This window comes from Lysinibacillus sp. A4 (genome assembly GCF_024919535.1).
Taxonomy (GTDB): domain Bacteria; phylum Bacillota; class Bacilli; order Bacillales_A; family Planococcaceae; genus Lysinibacillus; species Lysinibacillus capsici.
The window spans coordinates 121,195-140,215 of the sequence record NZ_JANWTB010000003.1 but is presented as its reverse complement, the minus strand read 5'-3'; the positions used below and the strand labels follow the sequence as shown (position 1 = coordinate 140,215).

At 37.1% G+C, this 19,021-nt stretch carries 16 protein-coding genes and 1 pseudogene; 14 read left to right on the top strand and 3 right to left on the bottom strand.

Annotated elements, in window-relative coordinates; all coding sequences use genetic code 11:
- Window positions 1-72: 72 nt before the first annotated feature.
- On the bottom strand, window positions 73-1,770 hold the full coding sequence (locus NY607_RS05995) for a methyl-accepting chemotaxis protein (RefSeq protein WP_259419318.1): 1,698 nt from the start codon (window positions 1,768-1,770) through the stop codon (window positions 73-75).
- On the bottom strand, window positions 1,754-3,397 hold the full coding sequence (locus NY607_RS05990; protein WP_259419317.1) for a pyridoxal phosphate-dependent decarboxylase family protein: 1,644 nt from the start codon (window positions 3,395-3,397) through the stop codon (window positions 1,754-1,756). The genes NY607_RS05995 and NY607_RS05990 overlap by 17 nt, the downstream gene beginning before the upstream one ends.
- 552 nt (window positions 3,398-3,949) lie before the next feature.
- On the opposite strand from NY607_RS05990, the pseudogene NY607_RS05985 reads away from it, so the two are divergent.
- Window positions 3,950-4,285 (top strand): annotated as a pseudogene (locus tag NY607_RS05985) (hypothetical protein); the annotation flags it as partial.
- Window positions 4,286-4,498: 213 nt separating this feature from the next.
- Here NY607_RS05985 and NY607_RS05980 read toward each other — a convergent pair.
- Complete coding sequence (locus NY607_RS05980; RefSeq protein WP_259419316.1) at window positions 4,499-5,251, bottom strand: hypothetical protein; 753 nt, start codon at window positions 5,249-5,251, stop codon at window positions 4,499-4,501.
- Between the two features lie 424 nt (window positions 5,252-5,675).
- On the opposite strand from NY607_RS05980, the gene NY607_RS05975 reads away from it, so the two are divergent.
- From NY607_RS05975 to NY607_RS05915, 13 genes are all read left to right on the top strand, one after another.
- Window positions 5,676-5,882, top strand: a complete 207-nt coding sequence (locus NY607_RS05975) for a helix-turn-helix transcriptional regulator (protein WP_054550090.1) — start codon at window positions 5,676-5,678, stop codon at window positions 5,880-5,882.
- A gap of 43 nt (window positions 5,883-5,925) precedes the next feature.
- Window positions 5,926-6,057 carry a hypothetical protein gene (locus NY607_RS05970; protein WP_255501587.1) on the top strand — a complete coding sequence of 44 codons (132 nt, stop codon included), beginning with the start codon at window positions 5,926-5,928 and terminating at the stop codon, window positions 6,055-6,057.
- A gap of 220 nt (window positions 6,058-6,277) precedes the next feature.
- Window positions 6,278-7,477: a DHH family phosphoesterase gene (locus NY607_RS05965; protein WP_259419315.1), complete on the top strand. Its 1,200-nt coding sequence runs from the start codon at window positions 6,278-6,280 to the stop codon at window positions 7,475-7,477.
- 101 nt (window positions 7,478-7,578) lie between these two features.
- Entirely contained in the window at window positions 7,579-8,427 is an 849-nt protein-coding gene (locus NY607_RS05960; protein WP_259419314.1) for a DUF4179 domain-containing protein, read from the top strand.
- A gap of 64 nt (window positions 8,428-8,491) precedes the next feature.
- On the top strand, window positions 8,492-9,676 hold the full coding sequence (chrA, locus tag NY607_RS05955; protein ID WP_259419444.1) for a chromate efflux transporter: 1,185 nt from the start codon (window positions 8,492-8,494) through the stop codon (window positions 9,674-9,676).
- 173 nt (window positions 9,677-9,849) lie between these two features.
- Complete coding sequence (hemW, locus tag NY607_RS05950; RefSeq protein ID WP_131520544.1) at window positions 9,850-10,995, top strand: radical SAM family heme chaperone HemW; 1,146 nt, start codon at window positions 9,850-9,852, stop codon at window positions 10,993-10,995.
- 89 nt (window positions 10,996-11,084) lie between these two features.
- A complete protein-coding gene (hrcA, locus tag NY607_RS05945; RefSeq protein WP_131520545.1) occupies window positions 11,085-12,113 on the top strand; it encodes a heat-inducible transcriptional repressor HrcA in 1,029 nt (342 codons plus the stop codon).
- Window positions 12,114-12,130: 17 nt separating this feature from the next.
- On the top strand, window positions 12,131-12,703 hold the full coding sequence (gene grpE, locus NY607_RS05940) for a nucleotide exchange factor GrpE (RefSeq protein ID WP_131520546.1): 573 nt from the start codon (window positions 12,131-12,133) through the stop codon (window positions 12,701-12,703).
- 74 nt (window positions 12,704-12,777) lie between these two features.
- A complete protein-coding gene (gene dnaK / locus NY607_RS05935; protein WP_131520547.1) occupies window positions 12,778-14,619 on the top strand; it encodes a molecular chaperone DnaK in 1,842 nt (613 codons plus the stop codon).
- 233 nt (window positions 14,620-14,852) lie between these two features.
- Window positions 14,853-15,971 carry a molecular chaperone DnaJ gene (gene dnaJ / locus NY607_RS05930; protein WP_016995416.1) on the top strand — a complete coding sequence of 373 codons (1,119 nt, stop codon included), beginning with the start codon at window positions 14,853-14,855 and terminating at the stop codon, window positions 15,969-15,971.
- Between the two features lie 21 nt (window positions 15,972-15,992).
- Complete coding sequence (gene prmA / locus NY607_RS05925; protein ID WP_004227050.1) at window positions 15,993-16,934, top strand: 50S ribosomal protein L11 methyltransferase; 942 nt, start codon at window positions 15,993-15,995, stop codon at window positions 16,932-16,934.
- Between the two features lie 81 nt (window positions 16,935-17,015).
- Window positions 17,016-17,753: a 16S rRNA (uracil(1498)-N(3))-methyltransferase gene (locus NY607_RS05920; protein ID WP_259419313.1), complete on the top strand. Its 738-nt coding sequence runs from the start codon at window positions 17,016-17,018 to the stop codon at window positions 17,751-17,753.
- Between the two features lie 278 nt (window positions 17,754-18,031).
- Window positions 18,032-18,832: a CsxC family protein gene (locus tag NY607_RS05915; RefSeq protein WP_131520548.1), complete on the top strand. Its 801-nt coding sequence runs from the start codon at window positions 18,032-18,034 to the stop codon at window positions 18,830-18,832.
- The last annotated feature ends 189 nt before the right edge of the window (window positions 18,833-19,021 follow it).

Genomic DNA, 19,021 nt, shown 5'->3' with positions numbered 1-19,021 from the left:
ATTTTTGTAGGAGAGTTTTTATGGAAAGAAGAATCCGCTATGCCGAAAATGTGCATAGCGGATTTGTTATTTTTATAACTGGAATTTTTGAATAATATTGCGAAGCTGTTGCGCCATTTCAGCTAAGTTGTTCGAAGAAGCGGTTATTTCTTCAATACTTGCGGATTGCTCCTCAGAGGCAGCTGCTACGTTTTGAATATTGCCTGAAGCTTGTACAGCTACAACCCCCACTTGTTCAACAGAACTAGCAATACTACTAACACCTTCATTGATATTGGACATCACGTTATTGACATGGTCCATTTCTCTCGTCAGTGCAGTGACTTGGGCATAGATTTCAGCAAATGCCTCTCCGGATGCATTGAATGTTGTGGAGCTTTCGGCAAGATTACTGCTACTGATAGCCATTGATTTGACGGCTTGTGAAGATTCCTCTTTAATCGTTTCAATGCGTGTTCGAATACTGTTAGTTGCCTCCAATGATTGATCGGCTAATTTACGGACTTCTTCCGCTACAACTGCAAAGCCTTTACCGTGTTCGCCTGCACGCGCTGCCTCAATCGAAGCATTTAATGCAAGTAAATTCGTTTGATCCGTAATCTGGGTAATCAATGTCACAATATCCCCAATTTCATTTGTGTATGTGCTTAAACGTTCTACTACAGCTGCTGACTCTTGAATAGCCTGAGATGTTACGGCCATTTTTTCAGTAGCATCTTGGATTGTTGTGTTGCCTTTTTCTGATATAGCAGATGCTTGGAATGCCTTATCTGTAACATCGGTTACACTTGTCACTACCTCTGACATTTTGTTTGAGATGGTTGTAATATGACTATCTACTTCTTCAATCGAAGAGGTCTGCTTTTCCGAACCCGCTGCAACCTCTTGCATAGAAGAGGTTATTTGCTGAATGGATGCACTTGTCTGTTCAGAGCTTGCTGTTAATTCCTCCGACATGGCGGCCACTTGTTCAGCATTTTGGGCGATTTGATGAATCAACGAGCGTAAATCTTCCGTCATATTTTCTATCCCTGAAGACAGCTGGGCAATTTCATTGGACCCTTTTATTTGGAGAGGTTCGACGGCTAAATCACCTTGTGCAACTTGACTGACATAGCGAGTCATTTTTTTGATTGGCTTCGTAATACCTACACTAATAAAGTAAGCAACGATCACGCCAAAAATAATAAATATAACTGTAAGAATAATACAGATCCATAGTGTTTCCGTTTGAAGTTCAGCGATGAAGGAGGCATCCATATCTAAACCGAAAATAATATCTGTATCTTTAAATGGGATAAAGATGGATTTGTGGATACCATACTCATCCTTATAAATATCACTTGTTTGTGTATTACCAGTAGCTACGGCTTCATGCATTTCTTCACTAAATACATAATCTTGCTGATGATTGTCGGTATTACTTAGAGCGACGATATGTTCCTTACCATTTGCTTTAGAAAGGATATAGGCGTTTTCAACATCATATTTTTTAACCGTTGCATTCAATTGATCTAAAAGCTTTTTGTATTTGTCAGGGCTACCATTATCCGCTGCCTTTACATCATTTTTCTCAATATCTTCAAAAATCGTTGTCGATGTAATCTCTAAAGTAGATTCAAATTGTTTAATAACAAAGTTGTCAATAATGCGGTAAGAAACGGCAAATAACACAATACTAAAGAGCAAGGAAATAATCGCTATTGGAATGGTGAAACTGGCTATATATTTATAGAGTAAAGAGCTCTTAAATTTAGTGACGATACGCAATGTGAGACGCCTCCAGTACTTTAAGCTTTTGCTGTAAGAATTGAATCATATCAGGAATATGCGCTGTCTCCGTATAAGGTGAAATTGAGAAGAATTTTGCCGCTGCAACTGGAACATGTTGTGTTGTATCACTTGTATGAACGGTGCAAACTCGTGTTGTGTCACCAAAGAATACTTCGTCTCGACCTTCTCCAATAATTTCAAAGAATGAAGCGTTGATGCCATTAATATGTTCAATTTGATCTTGTGTATAATGACCAGCTTGTTCAGCTTGCCAATTCAGCCCATCTGGATACAAACGGAAAGCTGTTACAGGACCGATATTCATTTCATTCACCACTTGTAACATTGGTGTTTTATCAGCTAATTGAGCACGGAACGCTAAATTCACTCGTACATAATTAGCTAATAGTTGTTGATAGCCCTCTTTGCCGAATGCCTGTAATGCAGCAAAAATTGCAATGGAGCTACCCATACGAGAGCATTCTAATGTATAGCCAGTATGATAAGAGCCATAGCCACGATTGCCTACATATGGCGTATCAAAGTCCTCAATATCTAGTAGCTGTAAACTTTTACCTTCCTTAATTAAGAATAGACTAGTTAAATAAGGTGTTTGTCCAAGCTTTTGGAAGTCAAAGCAAAGACTATCTGCAATGGCTAGATGTTGCATACGTTCATGGATTTGTGCTAATCCTTGTAAAACCTCTGCCTCGAATTGGAGTGGATTTTTATTAAAATCATAATCATTGAAGAAGGCATAAAAACCACCTAAAGCCGAATCAGCATGAATATGTACTGGTTGTAAGTTGTATTTCTTCTCAAGGGTTGTTGTGACTTCTTTGATGGCTTGGACATCATCAATACCAAATTGATCAGTAGCACCTGTTGTCGCTACTACATAGACAGGAATACCGCCATTTTCGATGACTTCTGTCATACGTGCTCGTAAGTCCTCCACATCCATCGAATGATCTTTACCCGCTTTTACACGCACTAAATGTTTACTGCCGATACCCACTGCTTCTACTGATTTTAAAAGACTGTAATGGGCATTCTCTGAAGCAAAGCAATATAAATTAGTAGGAACACCATCTTCTTTTGCTTGTGGGAATTGTTTTGCAATGGCAAGACGAAGTCCACTGAAAACAGCACCTTGTCCACCCCATGTTGTGTAGCCAAAACTTTTTGTATAATCATAGCCTACTAATTTAGACATCATTGCGACTACTTTAACCTCACACTCAGCTGCAGCAGGACCATAAACATCCCATAAATTATTGCCATTCAATAGCGCATTTGTAAACTGTCCTAACACTCCAGGAATACTTGCCATTGGTAAAACATTTGTTACAAAATTACGTGTATGATAAGGGTGTCCTTGCATTAAATGTGTCAATTCTTTTACAACTTGATCTAGTCCAATCCCAGTTGTTGGCACTTGATGCTCTTGCATAAGCTCTTGATAAAAATTAGCAGATCGCTCTTTCATTGGACCAAGAGTTGTCTTATTTGGGTTCTTTAATTCATCTAATGAGGAAACAATTTTCTCTAATAGGGACAAAAAATTCTCTCTTTGTTGGATATTTCCATCTTCGCTCTGGAATAATTGTTGGATATTTTGCATATTCATCATCCTTTTATAGTTCATATTTCCTCTATTTTTACTTCCATAAAAATAGGACATTATACTAAAGGTATAATAGCATATTTTAGCAGAGATGGTGATTATATTTTACTGAAAAAATATTTATAGACATTTCTGAAAAATCTAAGTTTTATTGACAAATTCTAACTATGTTACTGCAGCTTGATTTTTAAAGAAATATCTTAAAATGAAAAAGGATGATGATATTATTATAGGAAAAACTTTAATAGCTATTACTTTTTATCTATTTGCCTAGTTAAAAGAAAAAATCTGCACAAAGAAAGTGCAGATTTTAAGAATTTCGTTATAGTTTGTTTATTTTGTGGTTTCAAAATTATAGACATGCTGTGCTTGTTTTTGAATCATTACTTGAGGTGTTAATTTTAATAACTTATTTCTCAGGCTAATTAAAAAACGATTATTCATCTGAGCCATTTTGCCAATATTCCATGATTGCTTAGAGTAGTTGGCAAATGCTTGAGTGATATTTTTAAGATATTCATAGTAAACTCGATGAAAGCTATGGAAGACAAAGAAAAAGAAAAAGAAAAAGATATTTTAAAAACAGCAATCAAGATGGATAAGATTTTAGACAATATGGAATATATAAATGTTCCTGTTAAATACAAAGACATTCACAAAGACATACAAGTAGGGGTTACAGATGCAAGAAAAGCAACAAAGCTTATTAAAGACGCTAGTAAAGAGGATAAACCGAATATGCAAGAAGCTGTACTAAAAAGTACTCCACATTTATCGGGTGTAGATGGGGAAAATTGGGATAATGCACTTTATGAGTTAAGTAAGGAAAATAAAGATGCTTATCTTAAAGCACTTGATAAAATAATGAAAGAACATGCGGAATAATATAGTACTATACAACAATTATAAAGGAATTATTTCGTAAAATTAGTTCTTCAACTAACAGGGTGCTTTAGTTCAATAAGAATTAAACAACTTTAAAGAGCCTTACTACACGCTAGAGTGTAGCAAGGCTCTTATATTTTTATAATAATATTAAACAATTTTATTATCGGTTTACCTTTTAAACGTCCATAGAAGGGGATTTTTAATTAACTATTAATGGATTAGACATACCATAACATGAGAACCTAAACAACTAGCACACGCAACAGCACCTACAACATTGCCACCAAATATTACTGACGCACATGCGGCACTACAAATTTGTTTTGTTAGTTCAGGGGCATCATACCAATAGTTTTTTAAGCATTCCCATGAATCACTCCAATAACCTGCTTTAGCAATATTGGTTGATAAAAGGGAAACTTCTGAATTTTCATCGAAATAAACTTGTTTATCAATTACTTTATTTGTACCTACTTCAAGAGTCATACCAAGCATGTCTTCATTGTTTAATGTTGCATAAGTAACATTGATTTCATTATTCTCTATATCTAAAGTTGATTTCATAATGATAAATTCGCCAACTTCACCAGTGATTTTATCATAAGTAGTCAATAATCGAATATCAAAACTTTCATTGTTCTTTTTATAAGGAATCATCAAACCATCTTTATTCTTACCGTAATCCATATACTCAGTATTTTGCCAATCAAAGTCTTCTCTACTGTATTCACTATGTGTGAAATTCTCTGCAATATCTAAATCCTGTTTCACTTCATTTACAACTACTGAGTCATTAAGGAAACCATTCTTTTCAATTTGCAAAGGTGCTTGTTGTGAGCAACTATTACAATCAGTAGTGTCAGTAGTTTCATTTTTTTCTTTAGCTAAAGCACCTAAATTTACAGATAGGGGTTGAAATGCTAAAAACATAACCATTACAAAAAAGATCAATTTTTTCTTCATTTACTATTCCTCCTAAATTTAAATTTACTTTTTTTTGAAAAATTTGTACCACGGGGTACCTATAAAGAAAACAGCAAACAATAGGATAAGAAAATCATAGGTTTGTATCCCATCTGAAAAAAGGATAAGCAATACGGCTATAAATGCCAATACTCTAAGTAGGACTGATTTTTTCATTTAAGACCCCCATTCTTTTCTGATATTTCGGGAACGGTTGATATACAAAAACCATTCATGGAAAATTCTAACATAAAAAATATTTAATTACCATAAATATACCAATTATTTTATTTTCTTTTATACTACGAAGTATATTCTGTTCTACTAAATAGGTGTAACATTAGATATTATTTTTAAAATATATGTGATATATAATTTACATAAAGTAAACTATATTTTACTCCATATATATGGAGGTTAATATATGAAAAATCATGTAAAAATTGCACGTGTCAAAGCAGATTTGACACAACAACAATTAGCCGATGCAGTAGGAATATCAAGACAGACTGTACTACGGATAGAGAAGGGGAGTTTTAATCCATCCTTGAAGCTTTGTTTACTGATTTGCTATACAGTGAATGCGACATTGGATGAAATATTTTGGGTTAATCAAGGAGATTTTGAATAGAGATTCTAAATAACCTATTTTAATGTAGAAGGAGCAGAGGGAAATGAATGTAGAAACAACTTTGATAATGATGGAAGCTGAAAGACAACAGGCTCAGATTAAAGTGCTAGAACAAATTAAATTGGCAACATACGATAAAGTGATCGCCCAATTGGAGAAAATTTCGCAAGAATAAAAGAATTTAATTACAATTACAAAGGTTTAAAACAAAGACAAAATAAATCCGATTCCACTATAAGCTAGTTTCCTTTTCATTCACTGTGTCCCCTTTCATCCTAAAGATATATGGTTTTAATGTATGTTATCTGAAAAACAATATCAATGGTGTTACGTATTGAACGTCATTAGCTGTTTGAATACCGAAAAAATACTCATACTACAATCGAGGTGAGAGCATGTATAAATTATTATCACATAACGATTTAGACGGAGTAGGGTGTGGGATTTTAGCCAAGCTTGCTTTTAACGATGAGGTGAAGATACGCTACAATTCCATTACTGCACTTGATCGCGAAATCGAATTCTTTTTGGAGAATGAGCAACAGAAAACATTTTTGTTTATTACAGATCTTTCTCCAAATGAAGAGAATGAAAAAAGGATTCATGATTATTATCAGGCGACTGGTAATGTGCAATTGCTGGATCATCATAAGACAGCAATCCATTTCAATCAATATGAATGGGGAAAAGTATTAATTGAGGACGAGCAAGGCTTTTTAACGTCAGCTACATCTTTATATTATCAATGCCTGGTTATCCATGGACTATTAGAAAAAACAGAAGCCGTTTCTGAATTTGTAGAGTTAGTAAGACAATACGATACATGGGAATGGGAAAAGAACGGCAATTTACAAGCGCAAAGATTAAATGCACTCTTTTTTCTAGTGTCTATTGAAGAGTTTGAAGAGAAGATGCTTGAGCGTTTAAAAACAAGTGATCACTTTGACTTCGATGATTTTGAAAAGAAAATTTTAAGCATGGAAGAAGAAAAAACAGAACGTTACATTCGGCGTAAGAAACGGGAACTTATTCAAACCACTTTGGGTGAATACTATGCTGGGGTTGTCTATGCAGAATCCTATCTTTCTGAACTTGGCAATGAATTGGGAAAGGAAAATCCGCATCTTGATTATATTGCGATGATTAATATGGGCAGTAAAAAGATATCCTTTCGAACAATCCATGATCATATTGATGTGTCAGCAATTGCTGCCAAATATGGTGGAGGTGGGCATCAAAAGGCTGCTGGCTGCTCATTAACGGTGGAAGCTTACAACCAGTATGTAGTGGCAACATTCCATATAGAGCCTATTCCAGAGGATGCTAAAAGAAATCGCTATAATGTAAAAGGGTCTACGTTTGGGAGTTTCTATAAAAATCAGCAAGATGAAATGTTCGTGCTTTCTTCAAACGATGAGGTTGATTGGATAATTGAAAAAAATAACATGCCACTGACACAATCCTTTGCGAGCTTTAATGAAGCAGAGTGGTTTTTAAAGCGAAATAAACAAGCATGGCTAGTAAGAGATGATCTCTTTGTGGACTATTTAATGCGTGAAGTCAATAAAGTTCGTCATCTACATAAAGGGATGTAAATCCTTTTATACATAATGAATCTTCAACATAGAAGGTTATATAATGCATGATTGAGCACTACAATGAATCATAACGATTTTTATAAAAATGAGGTGTACGGTTGTCCAATGATATGATTCGAGTTGTGGATTTGGATAAGGAAAATCGGAGAAGTAAGAAATGGCTTATTATTGTGATCCTTTTATTAATGATTGCTAGTGGATCGACGCTGTATTTGTGGTGGGATCAGGATGTGAATTTTGAAGCCTATAAAACGGATGTGGGGAAAACAGCTAGCAATAGCTTAGGACGGTTAACATTAAATGAAGTGATTATAGATGACAATCAAATTTTACTGAATGCAACTTTCGAACCTGGAAAAGAGTTTAAGCCAGACCATCAAGTGTTTTTCTTTCCGCAAATTCTCGTCAATGGTCAAGATTATATGGTTCGTAATGGAGGACAGTCCATAGCAAAGTCTGCCAACGTCTATACGATATACAATAGTATTAAAATGGATGATTTTCCGACTGATGAACAATTAGAATTAGTTATTCGTTATAAAGATTGGAATGTTGAAACACCAATTGAGAAGCCATGGGAATTTCAGGTAGATGCTTCACAAGAGCAATTACAACAAGATCGTGAAATCTTTTCCATTGATAAAAAAGTGAAGCATGTTGATCAGCAGGAAATAACCATTGATAAAGTTGTCTCCACACCTATTTCTACAACGATTTATTTTCATACTGAGGAAAGTGTTGTCAATGATGCGCTACACTTTAAAATCCAATCAAAATCTGGACAATCATGGACTTTTGCAACACCCTATCCATTAAATAAAGAGGGTACTAGGTGGGGAAGTCGTGTAGATGCACTCTATCTAACAGAAAAAAAATACACTTTAATTCCAATCAATAAAGAGGGTAGTAAAGTAGGTTCTGCAATTAAAATAAAGAGAGATGAATAATGAAGTAAATTTTACAAACTCTTAACCTAAAAAACATAGCCTTCCGTGTAAGATGAAATAAAAGATATGGAAAGTAGTTGAGAGTTTGCGAAGGCTTTGGGAGATTTTTTTTGTTGCTTTAAAATTGGGCTGTACCTCGTTTGGAGGCCCAACAGCTCATCTAGGTTATTTTCAACAGGAATATGTACAGAAACGTAAATGGCTTTCTGCACATGATTATGGTCAACTTGTTATGTTAAGTCAATTTTTGCCCGGTCCTGCATCTAGTCAGGTGGGGATGGGAATTGGTTTACTTAGAGGAGGAGTGTTAGGAAGCTTTCTATCATTTCTTGGTTTTACCTTACCATCCGTTCTGATACTTATACTTTTTGCCTATTTCTCCAAGTATACAGAGTTAAAGATGGATTGGATTCATGGTTTGAAGTTAGTAGCAGTGGCGATTGTCGCCCATGCTATTTTTGATATGAGCAAAAAGCTACTCTCGACAAAATGGCATTGGTTGATTGCTTTATTGACAATGATAACAGTATTGACATGGCTAAATCCATTTGCTCAAATCGCAGCAATATTGATCGCTGCTTGTTTAGGCTTTCAACTTCTAAAAAAAAGTGACGAGGGTAATACCTCAAAATTAGTTCTTATACCTATTTCTAAAACAACTGGCACGGTTTTACTAGTACTTTTTTTCATGCTACTCCTAGGTTTACCTATATTAAGTGCCTTATGGCATCATGAGTGGATTTCCATGATAGAGAAGTTTTATCTTGCAGGTGCCTTAGTATTCGGTGGCGGTCACGTAGTTTTACCTTTACTGGAAACACAATTTGTTCAAAGTGGTCAAATAAGTACTTCAGATTTTTTAGCTGGCTACGGTATGACACAAGCAGTTCCAGGACCTTTATTTACATTTGCTGCATATATCGGTATGGTTATTGCAGGCGTTCCAGGAGCAATTATTGCTACTCTTGCAATATTTTTACCAGCGTTTTTGCTAGTGGTTGGGGCGCTACCATTTTGGATTAGCCTAAGTCGAATTGCACGTCTTAGAGGTGCGATGGCAGGCGCGAATGCGGCGGTCGTTGGCATTCTAGCCGCTGCTTTTGTAGATCCTATTGTGACACAAACCATCCTTAGCATGTTAGATATTTTCATAGTGGCTATTTTTTTATGGTGTTTAATTCGGTGGAAAATACAGCCTTATTTATTGGTGCTGTTAGGAATGGCTGTGGGCATCATTTTTTATACATGAAAAATTCTGCACTTTCGATTGTTAGATTCTAACTAATAATCGGAGGTGCAGTTTGTTTTGTCATTACAGAAGCAATATTCATTAAAAGAACCTATGGGGTTTCATAGCGTTCCTTCTATCGATTCGTTATAATGTAGAAATGGAAAAGACTTAACGGGAAAGAAGGGATTGCTATGGCACGAGGTGTTTACATTCATATTCCTTTCTGTCATCAAATCTGCAATTATTGTGATTTCAATAAATTTTATTTTAAAAATCAACCAGTGGATGAATATATAGAAGCGCTTGGAAAAGAAATGGCCTTGACAACAGAAAAACATCCTGAAAAATTCCATAACATCGAGACGATTTTTCTGGGTGGTGGAACACCGACAGCTTTATCTCCTGAGCAATTGGACAAACTACTAACGTCTATTCATACGTATATTCCAATGAATAGTGTGACAGAATTTACATCAGAGGCAAATCCGGATGAATTGTCTGCAGCCAAATTGCAGGTGTTGTTTGACGGTGGTGTTAATCGATTAAGCATGGGTGTACAATCTTTTGACCAAGGATTACTACAGAAGATTGGACGCACTCATAGTAATGATCATGTCTATGAAACGATCGCCTTGGCAAGAAAAATTGGCTTCCGTAATATTAGCATTGATTTAATGTATGGTTTACCTGGACAAACAATGGCTCAATGGAAGGACTCCTTAGCCAAAGCTTTTACTCTTGATTTGCCACATTTCTCCGCCTATTCTCTTATTGTGGAACCCAAAACGATTTTTTATAATCAGTACGCTAAAGGGAAACTGTATTTACCGACAGAAGATTTAGAAGCGGATATGTATGATGTGCTGATGCAACAAATGGCCTTACATGGGCTTCAACAATACGAAATTAGTAATTTTGCAAAGCCTGGGTATCATTCAGAGCATAACAAGATTTATTGGGATAATGATGAATATGCGGGGTTTGGCGCAGGGGCTCATGGGTATTTAGCAGGTATACGCTATTCCAATCATGGTCCATTAAAAAAGTATATGGAAGCTGTTGAGGCAAATGAGCTACCAATTGTCCACGCACATGAAGTATCACAAGTGGAAAAAAGAGAAGAACAAATGTTTTTAGGGCTAAGAAAAACAGAGGGTGTTATGCACACTTTATATGAAGAGAAATTTAATACACCGATGTCTGCCCATTATGATGTGGTAATAAAAGATCTAGTGTCAAAGGGGCTTTTAGAACAGGATGAACTTGGTGTACGCCTGACAAGAAAAGGACGTTTTGTGGGCAATGAAGTATTTCAACAATTTTTGCTAGAAGATTGAGCGATATCGTTGACATAAAATGTGGGATTTGATAACTTAATAATAGTATTAGCACTCCTCTTAGTTGAGTGCTAACAGAGGTGATAATCATGCTAACAAATCGGCAGTTACAGATATTGCAAGTCATTGTAGACGACTTTATTGTGTCTGCGCAGCCGGTAGGTTCTCGCCAAATCTCCAAAAAACAAGGGATTACATTTAGTCCAGCCACTATTCGAAACGAAATGGCGGATTTAGAGGAATTAGGCTTTTTAGAAAAAACGCATACCTCCTCTGGTCGAGTGCCTTCGGAAAAGGGTTACAGATTTTATGTAGATCATTTGTTGAGTCCTCAAGGTATTAATTCCAAGGACATTCAACAAATTCAATCAATTTTTAATGATCGACTAGTAGAAGTAGAGCATATTATCCGAAAGTCAGCCAACATTTTATCAGAGCTGACATCTTATACTTCCATACTTTTAGGACCTGATGTCCAGAGGCATCGTGTTAAACGGTTTTCAATTGTCCCCCTTTCTAGCGACACAGCAGTAGCGATTATCGTGACGAATAATGGGCATGTAGAAAACCGCATGTTCACTCTACCACCTGACTTTACCGCTTCTGATTTAGAGAAAATGGTGAATATCTTAAATGATCGCCTTATTGGAGTTTCATTAGAAGATCTCCATAAAAGCCTTGAAGCTGAAGTGCTAGCCGTGTTACAGCAACATGTTCGATCAGCGGATGATTTTATTCGCGCACTTATCACAGCAACAATGCATAATTCAGAAAGTAAAATTTTCTATGGTGGGAAAACGAATATGTTCAACCAGCCAGAATTCCATGACTTAAATAAAGTCCGGATGATTTTGGACTTAATGGAGACGACTAGCCAAGTGCAGTCACTTTTCCATCCGAATGAATCAGGTATTCATATTCGGATAGGCTCAGAAAATAAACAACTAGAAATGGAAAATTGCAGTGTCATTACCACTACCTATTCTATTGGTGATGATCAACAGGGAGCCATTGCTATTATTGGCCCTACACGTATGGATTATAAGCGTGTTGTGGCTTTATTAGACGTAATGCGCTTGGATTTAACACAAGCCTTTATGAAGAATCGTAGTGAATGATAATGAGGAGGATTCAAGTGACGGAAACAACTGAAAACAAAGATTTAGTACAAGAAGATGTACAAGCTGAAACGACAACTGAGGAAGTAGAGCAAACAGAAGTTCAGGAAGAAGCAGAGTTATCAATTGAAGAACAGTATGAGGCTAAGCTGGCTGAACTACAAGCAAAGCTGGCTGATGAGGAAAATCGTCACCTACGTTTACGTGCTGACTTCGATAATATGCGCCGTCGTAATCAGTTAGACCGTGAGGCAGCTGAAAAGTATCGCGCCCAAAGCTTACTATCTGATCTATTACCAGTCCTTGATAATTTTGAACGTGCTTTACAAGTTGAGACAACTTCTGAAGAGACTGCATCGATCATTAAAGGAATTGAAATGGTGTATCGCTCTTTAATTGAAGCAACAGAAAAAGAAGGTCTACAAGTCATTAAAGCTGAAGGTGAGCAATTTGATCCAACGATTCACCAAGCTGTTATGCAAGAACAAGATAGTGAAAAAGAAACGGGTATCGTCTTACGCGAACTACAAAAAGGGTATATCTTAAAGGATCGTGTATTACGCCCAACAATGGTATCTGTGAACGAATAGTCTTGCACTATTTAATCAATTAAAATTAGTTAGAAAACGCATCCCTTGCGTTGACATAATAGGAGGAAATTTTAATGAGCAAAATTATTGGTATTGACTTAGGAACAACAAACTCTTGCGTTTCTGTACTTGAAGGTGGAGAACCAAAAGTAATTCCAAACCCAGAAGGAAACCGTACAACGCCATCTGTTGTTGCCTTTAAAAATGGTGAACGTCAAGTTGGTGAAGTGGCGAAACGTCAATCAGTAACAAATCCTAACACAATCATTTCTATTAAATCAAAAATGGGTACAGCTGAAAAAGTAACAGTAGAAGATAAAGACTACACGCCACAAGAAGTATCTGCAATGATTCTTCAATACTTAAAAGGCTATGCTGAAGACTACTTAGGGGAAAAAGTGACAAAAGCAGTTATTACAGTTCCTGCTTACTTTAATGATGCACAGCGTCAAGCTACTAAAGATGCTGGTAAAATCGCAGGTCTAGAAGTAGAGCGTATCATCAACGAACCAACTGCTGCAGCTCTTGCTTATGGATTAGATAAACAAGATCAAGATCAAAAAGTATTAGTATTTGACCTTGGAGGCGGTACGTTTGACGTATCTATCCTTGAGTTAGGTGACGGTGTCTTTGAAGTACTAGCTACAGCTGGTGATAACAAACTAGGTGGAGATGATTTCGATGACGCAATTATCGAATATCTAGTAGCTGAATTCAAAAAAGAAAATGGCATTGACTTATCAAAAGATAAAATGGCGATGCAACGATTAAAAGATGCAGCTGAAAAAGCGAAAAAAGATTTATCTGGTGTAACATCAACTCAAATCTCTCTACCATTCATTACAGCTGGAGAAGCAGGTCCATTACACTTAGAAATTTCTTTAACGCGTGCGAAATTTGACGAAATTACTTTACCATTAGTAAATCGTACAGTAGGACCAGTACGTCAAGCATTATCTGATGCAGGTCTGTCAACTTCTGAAATTGACCAAGTTATTTTAGTTGGTGGTTCTACACGTATTCCAGCAGTACAAGAAGCAGTACGTAAAGAAACAGGAAAAGAGCCTCACCGTGGTGTTAACCCTGACGAAGTTGTTGCAATGGGTGCTGCAGTACAAGGTGGCGTATTAACAGGTGATGTGAAAGACGTTGTATTACTTGACGTAACACCTCTTTCACTTGGTATTGAAACAATGGGTGGCGTGTTCACAAAATTAATCGACCGTAACACAACTATCCCTACTTCAAAATCTCAAGTTTTCTCTACAGCAGCTGATAACCAACCAGCTGTAGATATTCATGTTTTACAAGGTGAGCGTTCAATGGCAGCTGACAATAAAACATTAGGTCGCTTCCAATTAGCAGATATTCCACCAGCACCTCGTGGTGTACCTCAAATCGAAGTAACATTCGATATTGATAAAAACGGTATCGTATCTGTAAAAGCAAAAGATCTTGGTACGAACAAAGAGCAAACAATTGTGATTCAATCTGATTCTGGTTTATCAGAGGAAGAAATTGAACGCATGGTAAAAGATGCTGAAGCTAATGCTGAAGCAGATGCTAAACGTAAAGAAGAAGCAGATCTTCGTAACGAAGCAGACCAATTAGTATTCCAAGTGGATAAAACAATTGCTGACCTTGGTGAGCAAATTACAGAAGACGAGAAAAAATCTGTGGAAGATGCTCGTGATGAATTGAAAAAAGCGCTTGAAGCTGGTGAATTAGAAGGTATTAAAGCAGCTAAAGAAAAACTAGAAGGCGTATTACAGCCACTAGTGATGAAAGTTTACGAACAAGCGGCAGCAGCTGCTCAAGCAGCTCAAGGTGGCGATGCAGGTGCAGACACTGATGCTGGTAAAAAAGATGACGGTGTTGTAGACGCTGAATTCGAAGAAGTAAAAGATGATAAATAAGAAGTAACACAGTAAAGTGAAAAAGCCAAAGACCGCTTGCGGCTTTGGCTTTTGTCATGATGTGAGGTCACTTCACGTAAATGCACCATTTATGGGATAGTTGCATACGTTAGCTGCTAGGAAGTGAATATCTTCATTATTGGAATTTATAGAACCTTTAATCGAAAAAATGAGGCAGTTTTTTCAACTGCATGTTACAATAGATTTTATGCAAACAGAGCGGAGTGTGAATCATGGAGAAACGCGATTATTACGAGGTGCTTGGTTTAACAAAATCGGCTACAAAAGATGAGATTAAAAAAGCATACCGTAAATTATCAAAACAATATCACCCTGACCTTAATAAAGAGCCAGGTGCAGATGAAAAATTCAAAGAAATCGCTGAAGCATATGAAGTATTAAGTGACGACCAGAAAAAAGCACGCTACGACCAATTTGGTCATGAGGATCCGAATGCTGGTTTTGGTGGTGGCTTTGGAGGGGGCGGCTTTGGCGGCTTCGAGGATATTTTCAGTTCATTCTTTGGCGGAGGTGGTCGCCGTCAGGATCCAAATGCGCCACGTAAAGGGGATGATCTGCAATATCGTATGAACATCCAATTTGAGGAAGCTATTTTTGGAAAAGAAACAGAAATAGAAATCCCAAAAGATGAAACGTGTGAAACATGTCACGGTTCAGGAGCAAAACCAGGCACGCAACCAGAAACATGTTCGACATGTAAAGGTGCAGGACAAATCAATCAAGCAGTGGATACACCATTTGGTCGTATGATGAATCGTCGTACATGCTCAACATGTCATGGAACAGGTAAAATTATTAAAGAAAAATGTACGACTTGTCGTGGAGAAGGAAAAGTCCAAAAACGTAAGAAAATTAAAGTGACGATTCCAGCAGGTGTGGATGATGGACAACAAATTCGTGTATCTGGTCAAGGTGAACCAGGTATAAACGGTGGACCTGCAGGGGATTTATATATTATGTTCCGCGTTCAAGGACACAAGGATTTTGAACGAGATGGAGACGATATTTACTTCGAGTTGAAATTAACATTCCCTCAAGCAGCACTTGGGGATGAAATTGAAGTACCAACAGTCCATGGGAAAGTAAAATTACGTATTCCAGCTGGAACACAGTCAGGTGCTCAATTCCGTCTAAAAGATAAAGGTGTTAAAAATGTTCATGGTTATGGTATGGGTAATCAATATGTGACAGTAAAAGTGATGACACCAGAAAAATTAACGGAAAGACAAAAACAATTACTACGAGAATTTGCAGAAATTAGTGGCGATATCCCTGAAGAACAAGGTAGTTCACTATTCGATAAAATTAAGAAAAAATTCCAAGGTGAATAATTAGAGGAGCTGAAGAGCTACGTGAAGTGGTCAGAATTATCCATTCATACAAAAAATGATGCGGTAGAAGCAATTTCGAATATTTTGCATGAAGCAGGTGCAAGTGGTGTTGTCATCGAAGATTCTGCAGAGTTTGCGAAGCCACGTGAAGATCAATATGGTGAAATTTATGCGCTAAATGAAGATGATTTTCCGAAAGATGGCGTGATTGTTAAAGCTTATTTATCAGAGTCTAGTTTTTTAAATGAAACAGTCGAAGAAATAAAAGCAGCTATCACAAATTTAACGAACTTTAACATTGATATCGGTGAAAATGTGGTATCCATTGTGGAAGTCAATGAAGAAGATTGGGCAACTGCCTGGAAGCAATACTACCATCCTGTTAAGATTTCTGAACGCTTTACTATCGTACCGACATGGGAGGAATACACACCTGTTTCAACAGATGAACTAATTATTGAATTAGACCCTGGTATGGCATTTGGTACAGGTACCCACCCAACAACGGTAATGTGTTTACAAGGACTTGAAAAGGTCATTAAAGAAGGGGATACAGTTGTTGATATCGGTACAGGATCGGGTGTATTGTCTATTGGTGCAGCATTACTTGGTGCCAAAAGTGTGCATGCGCTTGATTTAGATGAGGTTGCTGTACGTTCAGCGCGAGAAAATGTAGCATTAAATAAAGTGGAAGATAAGGTGGCAGTGTTCCATGGTAACTTATTGGATACTGTAAAAGAACCAGCAGATGTAGTAGTCGCTAATATTTTGGCTGAAATCATCATGTCCTTCACAGATGACGCGTATACAATTGTAAAACCAGGTGGATTATATGTCACTTCGGGCATCATCGGTGCAAAACGAGATGATGTGAAAGTAGCACTAGAAGCTTCAGGCTTTGTGATTGAAGAAGTATTATTAATGGAAGATTGGGTAGCCATTATTGCCCGTCGTCCACTATAACATGACTGAGGAAGCGCCAAATCGTGAGCCGTGTGCTTGTGATTTGGCGTTTTCCTTTCTTGCTAGAAAGGACTGTGTGGCATGCAACGTTATTTTATTGAGACAGCTATCGAAAATGCACGTATTAGTGGAGAAGATGCACGGCATATTGAACGAGTGATGCGTATGAAGCAAGGCGACAACATTGTAGTTGTTGCACAAAACACTGCGTATATATGCACAATTGAAGGATTTGAAGGGGATAAGGTTGTCATTGAAGCGACTGGACAAACAATCCCTTCCCCAGAGTTACCCATTCAAGTAACAGTAGCATGTGGTTTACCGAAGGGTGATAAGCTGGAGCTTATTACCCAAAAAGCCACAGAGCTAGGAATGTTTGCTTTATTACCCTTTGAAGCTGAGCGCTCCATTGTGAAATGGGACAAGAAAAAAGGAGCAAAAAAGCAAGAAAGATTACAGAAAATTGCTAAGGAAGCTGCGGAACAAGCTCACCGTACGCATATTCCAACAGTTTTTGAACCCATATCATTTAAACAGCTAGTACAACAAATAGATCAATTCGATGCCGTTTTTATTGCTGATGAAGAGGATGCAAAGGCTGAAAAGCGCACAAGGTTTGCGGAGAAGCTAAAAAACGTGTATGATAAGAAATCGAAATCAATGCTTATTATCTTTGGTCCTGAGGGAGGCATTTCTCGTCAAGAGTCGGAAGCGCTATTACAAGCAGGCGCTCAAACGATGTCATTAGGACCGAGAATTTTACGAGCAGAAACAGCGCCATTATACGCACTGTCTGCCATATCCTATGAATTTGAATAACAGCTTGTATAATTTATTATCAACATAACTTAGAGAAAGCCACTTAATATTATTAAGTGGTTTTTTTACGTAAATCATATTTGAAGGGGGTCTGCGTTAAATTCCTGCTTAAATGGAGTTTTAGCCCATTGTGTAAGATCAACCGGGAAAATCACAACCTCAAACATTCCAAATAAAATATGTAAAAGAACAAGTTCAATGTCCATACATAGATTTAATTGCGACATACTCTAGCGATAGGAGAGCTCACTAATACTATATTGAAATGAGGGAATTTTTTGAGTGAACAATTTAATCAAATTCAACCTTGTCCAGTAACATCAACTGAACAAATACCCTTAACGAATGAGATTACACCACTAGTTACTACACCACTTACGACGCCAACTATTAAAATTCCAGTTGTACTGGCAGAACCAACACTGCAAATCGTTGTCGAGTCGGATATTACACTTAGTCCTGCAGCGACAGAGATTAAACGAGTGAAAAAGAATGTCTTTCTAAATCAAGTGAAATTGGTACCAGTTAGCTTTGCGCGTATTGCTAACACTGATTTCTTTAGAGTAACACGAGCTAAATTATTTGTAGCAGGACATATTCGGAAAAATATCGAATATGCTTCATCATCATGTAATGGGGCACTTCAGGATAGAATTGCTGATGTTCCGTTTTCGGGTTTTACAGATCTTATTTTCCCACAAACACCTGGAGGCGCAACACCAATCTTAGGCATTTCCGAGTTTGCTGAAGCGAACTTCCTTAACGAAAGAACACAAATGGATGCTCGATTAGATAAGGCTTTTTTCCAAAATCTCGTTAAATACAATGAACAACCATTTGGTGAATTAGTAGCAGCCAATTTCTTTGAACTTGATTTTTCACCGATTATGGCAGCTCCTGAAGAAGCATTCAGCACATTACGTGAAAAAATTGTCTTAGAACTTACTGTAAAAGTATTGCAAGTTCAACAAATCCGTTTGGGCGCTGGAAGTAGTGTAGTAACACCTGTTCTACCAGGGCTTACTCCACCAGCAACACCAATTGTTCCTGATATGATTCCGCCTACTGAGCCTTGTTAATTTTTTTATGTAGTGGAGCAAAAATGGTAACAATAATACTGATATAAAATCAAATATGTTGTTGGGCAGTTGAAAGTTCACTTTTACTCGAACTTTTAACTGCTTTTTTTGGCAAGATAAGGACATGCGTCTTCCAATTGTATCTCATGGTGGGACTGTGACAAAAGTAAAAATATTGCATAATATGGA